This window comes from Planomonospora algeriensis, from assembly GCF_977012225.1.
The window spans coordinates 1-9,621 of the sequence record NZ_CDRNDK010000238.1 but is presented as its reverse complement, the minus strand read 5'-3'; the positions used below and the strand labels follow the sequence as shown (position 1 = coordinate 9,621).

General features: G+C 73.3%; 8 protein-coding genes and 1 pseudogene. 8 read left to right on the top strand and 1 reads right to left on the bottom strand.

Annotated features, from left to right (window positions below):
• Nucleotides 1–346: 346 nt before the first annotated feature.
• From ACWJ6R_RS22395 to der, 8 genes are all read left to right on the top strand, one after another.
• Nucleotides 347–1,291 carry a ParA family protein gene (locus ACWJ6R_RS22395; protein ID WP_449064111.1) on the top strand — a complete coding sequence of 315 codons (945 nt, stop codon included), beginning with the start codon at nt 347–349 and terminating at the stop codon, nt 1,289–1,291.
• Nucleotides 1,292–1,447: 156 nt separating this feature from the next.
• Nucleotides 1,448–2,275, top strand: a complete 828-nt coding sequence (locus ACWJ6R_RS22390; RefSeq protein WP_449064110.1) for a segregation and condensation protein A — start codon at nt 1,448–1,450, stop codon at nt 2,273–2,275.
• The gene (scpB, locus tag ACWJ6R_RS22385) at nt 2,268–2,828 is read left to right on the top strand and encodes an SMC-Scp complex subunit ScpB (protein ID WP_449064109.1); all 561 of its coding nucleotides are present in this window, start codon (nt 2,268–2,270) and stop codon (nt 2,826–2,828) included. The genes ACWJ6R_RS22390 and scpB overlap by 8 nt, the downstream gene beginning before the upstream one ends.
• A gap of 1,008 nt (nt 2,829–3,836) precedes the next feature.
• On the top strand, nt 3,837–4,538 hold the full coding sequence (locus tag ACWJ6R_RS22380; protein WP_449064108.1) for a pseudouridine synthase: 702 nt from the start codon (nt 3,837–3,839) through the stop codon (nt 4,536–4,538).
• Nucleotides 4,539–4,614: 76 nt separating this feature from the next.
• A complete protein-coding gene (gene aroH / locus ACWJ6R_RS22375) occupies nt 4,615–4,974 on the top strand; it encodes a chorismate mutase (RefSeq protein ID WP_449064107.1) in 360 nt (119 codons plus the stop codon).
• 34 nt (nt 4,975–5,008) lie between these two features.
• Nucleotides 5,009–6,148 (top strand): prephenate dehydrogenase, encoded by a 1,140-nt coding sequence (locus tag ACWJ6R_RS22370; RefSeq protein ID WP_449064106.1) that lies wholly within the window; start codon nt 5,009–5,011, stop codon nt 6,146–6,148.
• 299 nt (nt 6,149–6,447) lie between these two features.
• The gene (cmk, locus tag ACWJ6R_RS22365; RefSeq protein WP_449064105.1) at nt 6,448–7,113 is read left to right on the top strand and encodes a (d)CMP kinase; all 666 of its coding nucleotides are present in this window, start codon (nt 6,448–6,450) and stop codon (nt 7,111–7,113) included.
• Nucleotides 7,110–8,531: a ribosome biogenesis GTPase Der gene (der, locus tag ACWJ6R_RS22360; protein ID WP_449064104.1), complete on the top strand. Its 1,422-nt coding sequence runs from the start codon at nt 7,110–7,112 to the stop codon at nt 8,529–8,531. Before cmk ends, der begins: the two co-directional genes overlap by 4 nt.
• A gap of 167 nt (nt 8,532–8,698) precedes the next feature.
• Here the strand turns inward: der and ACWJ6R_RS22355 are convergent.
• Nucleotides 8,699–9,621 (bottom strand): annotated as a pseudogene (locus ACWJ6R_RS22355) (MFS transporter); the annotation flags it as partial.

The window sequence follows — 9,621 nt, the reverse complement described above, 5'->3', positions numbered from 1 at the left end:
GACGGGGCGGGCGCGCCGCCGGGAGCGGGCATGGACCGGGCGTGCGGCGCGGCCGGGAGCGGATACGGAGCCGGGCGGGCGCGCGGCCGGAAGCGGGACGGGAGGCGCGTAGTAGTGCGACGGGCGGCGCCTCCTGAGATACTGTCTCGGGTGTCGCCGCGGCCGCGGTGGCGCGCTCAGCGGGAACCGGCTCCCCCATCCCGGGTGGGGGCAGGGCATCATCAAGGTCCGAGCCGTGACCTGTCAAGGCGGACGCGGGAAAGACCTGGACTTTTCAGCCCAGGGGGTTCATGCCATAGTGTCCGTCCGGACGGTCCGGTCCGAGGCCGTCAGGGAGGTTCGACTGGTGACTGCGACCACCGACGGTTCCATCCGGGCGACGCCCGGAACCCCCGAGAACCCTTGGGGCGACACCAAGACCGCCGGGACCCCCGGTGTGGGGGGAGTGCTCGGCCCGACCGGGCGCCCCCGGCCGGTGTTCCCCGACCCGCGCCCGCGGACGGTCCACGGACCGGCCCGCGTCGTCGCCATGGTCAACCAGAAGGGCGGTGTCGGCAAGACCACCACCACCATCAACCTCGGCGCGGCCCTGGCCGAGGCCGGGCTGAGAGTGCTGCTGGTGGACTTCGACCCGCAGGGCGCCCTCTCCGTGGGCCTCGGGATCAACCCCCTCCAGCTGGACCTGACGGTCTACAACCTCCTCATGGACCGCCAGGTCACCGCCGAGGACGTGCTGCTGGAGACCGGCGTCGAGGGCATGGACCTGCTGCCCAGCAACATCGACCTGTCCGCGGCCGAGGTCCAGCTCGTCACGGAGGTCGCCCGCGAGCAGGTGCTCGGCCGGGTGATCAAGCCGCTGCTGCCCGACTACGACGTGTGCCTGATCGACTGCCAGCCCTCCCTGGGCCTGCTCACGATCAACGCGCTGGCCTGCGCGCACGGCGTCATGGTGCCGCTGGAGTGCGAGTTCTTCGCGCTGCGCGGCGTCGCGCTGCTGATGGACACCATCACCAAGGTCCAGGAGCGCATCAACGAGGAACTGGTGATCGAGGGCCTGCTCGCCACGATGTACGACGCGCGTACCCTGCACGGCCGCGAGGTGCTGGCGCGGGTGGTCGAGGCGTTCGACGACAAGGTCTACCACACGGTGATCAACCGGACGGTCCGCTTCCCCGACGCGACCGTGGCCGGAGAGCCCATCACCAGCTTCGACTCCTCCTCGCTCGGTGCGAGCGCCTACCGCGAGCTGGCCAGGGAGGTCCTCGCCCGCTGGGACGCGACGGAGGGCTGAGACGCGTCCCGGGCAGGGGCGACGCGCCGCGGCCGACCGGGGACCCGCGAAGCGGGTGACGCGGGCCGGTGCGGTGAACGGTACTGACCGGTGAGGCGGGCCGGTGAGGTGAGCGGCACGGACCGGTGACGGGGACCGGTGCGGGACAATGGCCGGATGACCGAGCCGCAGACCGCCGAGGACGACGGCGCCTTCAGGGTGCACCTGGAGGTCTTCGAGGGCCCCTTCGACCTGCTGCTCGGCCTGATCTCCAAGCACAAGCTCGACATCACCGAGGTCTCGCTCAGCAAGGTCACCGATGAGTTCATCGCCTACATCCGGGCCAGGGGACCGGAGTGGGACCTGGACCAGACGAGCCACTTCCTGCTCGTCGCCGCGACCCTGCTCGACCTCAAGGCCGCCCGGCTGCTGCCCTCCGGCGAGGTGGACGACGAGGAGGACCTCGCCCTGCTGGAGGCCCGCGACCTGCTGTTCGCCCGCCTCCTGCAGTACCGCGCCTACAAGGAGGTCGCGAAGGTCCTCTCCCAGCGGATGACGGAGGAGGCCCTGCGCTTCCCCCGGACCGTGCCGATGGAGGCCCGGTTCGCGGGTCTCCTGCCCGAGCTGGTCCTCGGTATCGGTCCCGACCGCCTCGCCGAGATCGCCCGGCGGGCCTTCGCGCCCAAGACCCCGCCGTCGGTCTCGGTGGCCCACATCTACCAACCGCTCGCCAACGTCCGCCAGCAGGCGGTTATCCTTGTCGAGCGGTTGCGACGGCTGCGCCGGGCGACCTTCCGGGCGCTCACCTCCGACTGCGCCGGCACCTTCGAGGTCGTCGCACGGTTCCTGGCCGTCCTGGAGCTCTTCCGGGAGGCGGCGGTCTCCTTCGAGCAGGTGGAGCCCCTCGGGGAGCTGTACGTGACCTGGACGGGCAGCGACGAGGGGGATGTCGCCGTGGCCGACGACTACGACGACCGAGCGAGGAAAGAACCCGCCGATGGCTGACACGCCGTACGGACCCGGTCTGCGCACCGCGCTGGAGGCGATCCTGCTCGTGGTCGACGAGCCGGTGGCCGAGATGACCTTGGCGCAGGTGCTGGAGCGCCCCGTCCACGAGGTCTCCGCCGCGCTCCGCGAGCTGTCGGCGGAATACACGGAGGCGGGCCGGGGTTTCGACCTGAGAGAGGTCGCGGGCGGCTGGCGGTTCTACACGCGGGCCGAATGCGCCTCCGTGGTGGAGCGGTTCGTCCGCGACGGCCAGCAGACGCGGCTCACCCAGGCCGCGCTGGAGACCCTGGCCGTGGTCGCCTACCGGCAGCCGGTGAGCCGGGCACGGGTGGCGGCGATCCGGGGCGTCAGCAGTGACGGCGTCATGCGCACCCTGGTGACCAGGGGGCTGGTCGAGGAGGCCGGCACCGAACCGGAGAGCCAGGCCGTGCTCTACCGGACGACTTCGTATTTTCTCGAGCGGATGGGCCTGCGGGATCTCGACGAGCTTCCCGAGCTGGCCCCCTTCCTGCCCGACGACGTGGAAACCCTAGAGGAGAAACAGCAGTGAACAACAGGCGTGGTACCCCGTCCGGTGATGGACGCGGTCAGAGCCGTGGCGGCGCTCCGCGCGGCGGCAACCCGCGGGGGCTCCCGGGGCGGTTCGTCCTCCGGCGGGTTCCGGGCGGGCCGGGGCGGTTTCCGTTCCGAGGCTCCGCGTCGGGACGACCGTGGTGGGTTCCGTTCGGAGCGGCGTGATGAGCGTGAGGCTCCGCGTCGGGATGACCGGGGCGGGTTCGGCGGTCGGGAGGAGCGCGGCGGTTTCGGTGCCGATCGGGGCGGTTCGCGCAGCCGGTACGGCAGGCCCGCCGAGGGGGAGCGGGGCGGTTTCCGTTCCGAGGCTCCGCGTCGGGACGATCGCGGTGGGTTCCGTTCGGAGCGGCGTGATGAGCGTGAGGCTCCGCGTCGGGATGACCGGGGCGGGTTCGGCGGTCGGGAGGAGCGCGGCGGTTTCGGTGCCGATCGGGGCGGTTCGCGCAGCCGGTACGGCAGGCCCGCCGAGGGGGAGCGGGGCGGTTTCCGTTCCGAGGCTCCGCGTCGGGACGATCGCGGTGGGTTCCGTTCGGAGCGGCGTGATGAGCGTGAGGCTCCGCGTCGGGACGACCGGGGCGGCTTCGGACGCCGTGACGACCGTGAGGGCCCCCGTTCCGGGGCGCCCCGCCGGGACGATCGCGGCGGGTCCGGCAGGCCCGGCCGGCGGGACGAGGTCCAGACGATCGGCGGGTTCCGCGCCGACAGATACGGGCAGGGCCGTCCCTCCCAGGGCCGTCCCTCCCAGGGCCGTCCCTCCCAGGGCCGTCCCTCCCAGGGCCGTCCTTCTCAGGGCCGTCCCGCGCAGGGCGGCCGTACCGTCCCCGAGCGGTCCTCCGCGCCGAAGGCCGGGCGCAGGCCCGGCACGATCGAGAACGACAGGTTCAAGACCGCCCGCCAGCCCAAGCGGGACTCGGACTTCTACGACCGCGACTACGTCGACGAGCGCGACACCACCGAGGTCCCGGGCGGCGTCCGGCTGCAGAAGGTGCTCGCCCAGGCCGGGGTGGCCAGCCGCCGCGCCTGCGAGGAGCTGATCGGCGACGGCCGGGTGACGGTCGACGGCCAGGTGGTCCGCCGCTTCGGTGCCCGGGTCGACCCGGCCAAGCAGGTCATCCACGTCGACGGCAAGCGGCTGCCGACCATGCCGGACCTGGTCTACTTCGCGATCAACAAGCCGATCGGCGTCGTCAGCACCATGTCGGACCCGGAGGGGCGCCCGTCGCTCGCCGACTACGTGGCCGACCGCACCGAGCGCCTGTTCCACGTGGGCCGCCTCGACACCGAGACGGAGGGCCTGATCATCCTCACCAATGACGGTGAGCTGGCCAACCGCCTCACCCACCCCAGCTACGGCGTGCAGAAGAAGTACTGGGCGAAGGTCCCCGGCCGGATCAGGCCGGAGCTCGCCCGCCGCCTGAAAAAGGGCATCGAGCTGGAGGACGGCATCGCCAAGGCCGACTCCTTCGCCCTGGTCCAGGAGCACGGGCAGCAGGCCCTGGTCGAGATCGTCCTGCACGAGGGGCGCAAGCACATCGTCCGGCGCATGCTGGAGGAGGTCGGGCACCCGGTCATCGACCTGGCCCGCATCGAGTTCGGCCCGGTCAAGCTGGGCCGGCTCAAGCCGGGCACGGTCCGCGCGCTGACCGTCAAGGAGGTCGGCGAACTGTACGCCGCCGTCGGACTGTAATCTTCCTGAATACGCACGTTCGGGACACGCCGGATCGCGATGGGCGATCCGGCGTGAACAGTACGGAGGAACGACGATGGTGCGGGCGATCCGCGGTGCGATCCAGGTCGAGGGCAACGACCGGGACGCCATTCTGTCCGGGGTCACCGAGCTGGTCACCGAGGTGATGGAGCGCAACGCGCTCACCACCGACGACGTGATCAGCGTGATCTTCACGGCGACGCCCGATCTGACCGCGGAGTTCCCCGCGCTCGCGGCGCGCAAGCTCGGCTTCCACGACGTGCCGCTCATCTGCTGCACCGAGATCGACGTCCCGGGCGCGCTGCCGCACGTCGTGCGGCTGATGGCGCACGTGGAGACCGACAAGCCCCGCCAGGAGATCCAGCACGTCTACCTGCGTGGCGCGGTGGCACTGCGAGTCGACATCGCTCAATGATTCCCTCATGCGTCACCACGTCCCGGGAGGGCACATGAGCGGTCCGGAGTCCGTCCTCGTCGTCGGCACGGGCCTGGTCGGCACCTCGGTCGCCCTGGCCCTGCGGGAGCACGGCGTGACCGTCTACCTGACCGACCGGGACCCGGCGGCACTGCGGCTGGCCAGGGAGCTCGGCGCGGGCGTCGAGTGGAGCCCCGGCCGGCCCGCCGACCTGGACCCGGACGTCGAGTGGCACCCGGGGCGGCCGGTGGACCTGGCGGTCATCGCCGTCCCGCCGCACCTGGTCGCCGAGCAGCTCGCGCGGCTCCAGCGGGCCGGGGCCGCGCGGTTCTACACCGACGTGGCCAGCGTCAAGGCCCTGCCGATCCGCAGGGCCCGGGAGCTCGGCTGCGACCTGTCCTCCTACGCCGCCGGGCACCCCCTGGCGGGGCGGGAGCGCTCCGGGCCCGCCGCGGCCCGGGCCGACCTGTTCCTCGGCCGCCCGTGGGCGCTGTGCCCGGTGGAGGAGACCTCGCCCGACGCGCTGGAGGCGCTGCGCGCCCTGATCAAGCTCTGCGGCGGCGAGGCCGTCGAGGTGGACGCCGTCCAGCATGACCGGGCCGTGGCGCTCGTCTCGCACGCGCCGCACGTGGCCTCCGCGGCGGTGGCCGCTCGGCTCGCCGACGCCCCCGCGACCGCGCTCGGCCTGGCCGGGCAGGGGGTCCGCGACGTCACGCGCATCGCGGCGAGCGATCCGGGTCTGTGGACCGGGATCCTGTCGGGCAACGCGCTTCCCGTGGCGGACGTCCTGGAGGCGGTGGCGGCCGATCTGGCGGCCGCGGCGGCCTCCCTGCGGGCCTGTGCCTCGTGCGACGGCGCGGGCGAGGCCGCGGCGGAGGCGATGGGCACGGTCACCGACCTGCTCCACCGCGGTGTCGCCGGCACCGGGCGGATCCCCGGCAAGCACGGCGGTCCCGCGCGCACCTACGCGACCGTCCAGGTCATCATCGGCGACCGTCCGGGCGAGCTGGCCCGGCTGTTCCAGGTGGCCGAGGCGGCCGGGGTCAACATCGAGGACGTCCGGCTGGAGCACGCCCCCGGTCTGCCGCTGGGCGCCGCCGACCTGTTCGTGCAGCCCGAGGCGGCGGCCGCGCTCTCGGAGGCGCTGCGGGCCCACGGCTGGCACCTGCCCTGACGCCCCCCGCGGGCCGACCTGCGCCGGACCGGCCAGCGGCCCGCGGCCGACGTCCGTGCCGTCCAGTCCGTCGGGTCCGTCCCGTCGGGTCCGTCCGGTCCGGTCCGCTGAGCGATCCGTCCCCGCCCCGCCCCGGCGCCGCCGGGTCCTCCGGGTACGCCGTCCGCCGTCGATGCGTGATTCCCTCCCTGCTCCCGGTAACCTCGTACGGACAACTCAAGCGGGCGGTAAGCCGCCCCGCCGGCGCCGAGGGCCGAGGCCCGGGCACGCGGGGCGTCCACGAGCGGAGCGAGCCAGAGATGAACACGGTGACCGGGCTGGTCGTCGCCATGGACGGGCCTTCGGGATCGGGCAAGTCGAGCGCGTCGCGAGGGGTCGCGAGGGCGCTGGGGCTGCGTTATCTCGACACCGGGGCGATGTACCGGGCGATCACCTGGTGGATGCTCCGGCAGGAGGTCGACCTGGCCGACTCCGCGGCGATCGCGGCCAGGGCGCTGGACCCGGTCCTGGTGATGGGGACCGACCCCGACGCGCCGACGGTGGCCGTGGACGGCGCCGACGCCGCCGCGCCCATCCGCACGGCCGAGGTCACCGCCGCCGTCTCCGCGGTCAGCGCCGTTCCCGAGGTGCGGCGCAGGCTCGTCGCCGAGCAGCGGGAGATCATCGGCGAGGGCGGCATCGTGGTCGAGGGCCGCGACATCGGCACCGTGGTGGCGCCGGAGGCCCCGGTCAAGATCTACCTGACCGCGAGCGCGGACGCCCGGGCGGCCCGCCGTACGGCCGAGCTGGCCGGGACCACGGTGGAGGCGCAGAAGGCCGCGATGGCCAGGCGCGACACCCTGGACTCGACGCGCAAGACCGACCCGCTGGCGATGGCGTCCGACGCCGTCGAACTGGACACCACGGCGCTGAACCTCGAAGAGGTCATCGCCGAGGTACTGCGTTTGATCAAGGAAAAAGTGTGACGGAACACGAAGAAGACCGCGGCTGGATCGACGCCGAGCTCGCCGATCTGGGTACCGACGACAGCTCGCGGGAAGAGGCGCCGGACTCCGGCCCGCTCCCGGTGGTGGCCGTGGTGGGCCGCCCCAACGTGGGCAAGTCCACGTTGGTCAACAGGATCATCGGCCGCCGCGAGGCGGTCGTGGAGGACGTGCCCGGGGTGACCCGCGACCGGGTGACGTACGAGGCCACCTGGCGCGGACGCCGGTTCACGGTGGTCGACACCGGCGGGTGGGACCCCGACGCGACCGGCATGGCCCTGCGGATCGCCGAGCAGGCGCAGATCGCGGCCGAACTGGCCGACGTCATCCTGTTCGTGGTGGACGCCACGGTGGGGGTGACCGACTCCGACGAGATCGTCGGCCACGTGCTGCGCGGCTCCGGCAAACCGGTCATCCTGGCCGCGAACAAGGTCGACAACCAGCAGATGGAGCTGGAGGCCGCCGCGCTGTGGTCGCTGGGCCTGGGCGAGCCCCAGCCGGTCTCGGCCCTGCACGGCCGCTCCAGCGGCGACCTGCTCGACGTGGTGCTCGACAAGCTGCCCGAGACGCCCCCGCAGCGCTTCGGCGCCGAGCGGGGCCCGCGCAGGGTCGCGCTGCTGGGCAAGCCCAATGTGGGCAAGTCCTCGCTGCTGAACCAGCTCGCGGGGGAGGAGCGCGTGCTCGTCGACCCGATGGCCGGCACCACGCGCGACCCGGTCGACGAGCTGATCCAGCTCGGCGGGAGGACCTGGCGCTTCGTGGACACCGCGGGCATCCGCCGCCGCGACCGCGAGCTCAAGGGCGCCGACTTCTACGCCAGCATGCGCACCAGGAGCGCCCTGGAGCGCTCGGAGATCGCGATCGTGCTCATCGACGCGAGCGAGGTGCTGACCGAGCAGGACCTGCGGATCATCTCGCTGGTGATCGAGTCCGGCCGGGCCATGGTCGTGGCGTTCAACAAGTGGGACCTGCTCGACGAGGACCGCCGCTACTACCTGGAGAAGGAGATCGACCGCCAGCTCGTCCGCGTGCCGTGGGCGCTGCGGGTGAACATCTCCGCCAAGACCGGCTGGCACGTCGACCGGCTCGTCCCGGCCATCGAGAAGGCGCTGGACTCCTGGTCCACCCGCGTCCCGACGGCCCGCCTCAACGCCTTCCTGTCCGACCTGGTGGCGGCCACCCCGCCGCCGGTGCGCGGCGGCAAGCAGCCCAAGATCCTCTTCGCCACCCAGGCGGCGACCGAACCGCCGAAGTTCGTGCTGTTCACCTCGGGCTTCCTGGAGGAGACCTACCGGCGCTTCATCGAGCGCCGGATCCGGGAGGAGTTCGGGTTCGCCGGTTCCCCCATCGACGTCACGATGCGGATCCGCGAGAAGAAGCAGGCGCAGAAGAAGAAGTAGCGCCCGGCGGGACACCTGCCACCGTACGGCCCGGCCTCCCGCCGGGCCGTACGGTCTTCCGGGCGCGTCCCGCTCGTCCGCGGGGCGGTCGGGAGCGGGCCGCGGGTGGGCGGTGGACGGGCCGTGGACACGGGAGGCCCGCCGGAGATCGACGCCGGCGGCCGGCGTCAGGGGGCGTCGGCGGGCCGGCGCGGCAGGAACAGCGCGGCGAGCACGCCCAGGGCGCACAGGGCCGCGGTGATCAGGAAGATCTCGCTGTACTCGGTGTGCAGGGCGGCCTTCACCGCCGCCTCGTACGCGGTGAGCCGCTCGGCGTAGACGTCGGCCTCCATCCCGAAGGGGAGCGGCGTGTCCAGCTCGGCGGTGAGCGACTGGAAGCGGTGGAAGCCCCAGGCGGACAGGCCCGCCACTCCCAGCAGCATGCCCATCATCCGGGCCACGACCACCGCGGCCGACGCCACGCCGTGCCGGTCGGACGGGACGGCGCGCAGCACCGCCGAGGAGACCGGCGCGATCACCACGCCGAGCCCCAGCCCTGCCGTGATCAGGTCGGCGTCCATCCGGTACCCGGCGGCGGCCAGGTCGAGCGGCCACTGACCGATCCGGACGTAGCCGACGGCGGCGACCGCCAGCCCGAGCGCCGCGACCGGGCGCTCGCCGTACCGGCGGGCCATGACGCCGCCCAGCAGGGCGGCCACGGAGAGCGCGACGAGGAAGCGGGAGAGCACCAGCGCGCCGTCCAGGGTCCCCAGCCCGAGCAGCGTCTGCGCCGACAGCTGCACGTCCACGAGGGTGACCAGCAGCGCGGCGCCGGCCAGGAAGCTGACCGCGAGGGTGGCGAAGAACGGGCCGCGCGCCACCCCGGCCAGGTCGATCACCCGGGTGCGGGCGCGCGCCTCCCACACCGCGAACGCGGCGCCCGCCGCGACCCCGGCGACGATCGCCGGCAGCCCCCACGGGGGCAGCACGGACGTGCTCGGGTCGGGATTGTAGAGTCCGGCGACGAGCAGGCCGAGGCAGAGGGCGAGCAGCAGGCCGCCGACCAGGTCGACGCGTGCCGCCGGTGGCCGCGCCGGCCCGGCCGGGCAGG

What these genes read in the sequence shown, in the direction of transcription:
- ACWJ6R_RS22390 (WP_449064110.1), top strand. Translation starts at nt 1,448, where the DNA reads ATGACCGAGCCGCAGACCGCCGAGGACGACGGCGCCTTCAGGGTGCAC.
- scpB (WP_449064109.1), top strand. Translation starts at nt 2,268, where the DNA reads ATGGCTGACACGCCGTACGGACCCGGTCTGCGCACCGCGCTGGAGGCG.
- aroH (WP_449064107.1), top strand. Translation starts at nt 4,615, where the DNA reads ATGGTGCGGGCGATCCGCGGTGCGATCCAGGTCGAGGGCAACGACCGG.
- ACWJ6R_RS22370 (WP_449064106.1), top strand. Translation starts at nt 5,009, where the DNA reads ATGAGCGGTCCGGAGTCCGTCCTCGTCGTCGGCACGGGCCTGGTCGGC.
- cmk (WP_449064105.1), top strand. Translation starts at nt 6,448, where the DNA reads ATGAACACGGTGACCGGGCTGGTCGTCGCCATGGACGGGCCTTCGGGA.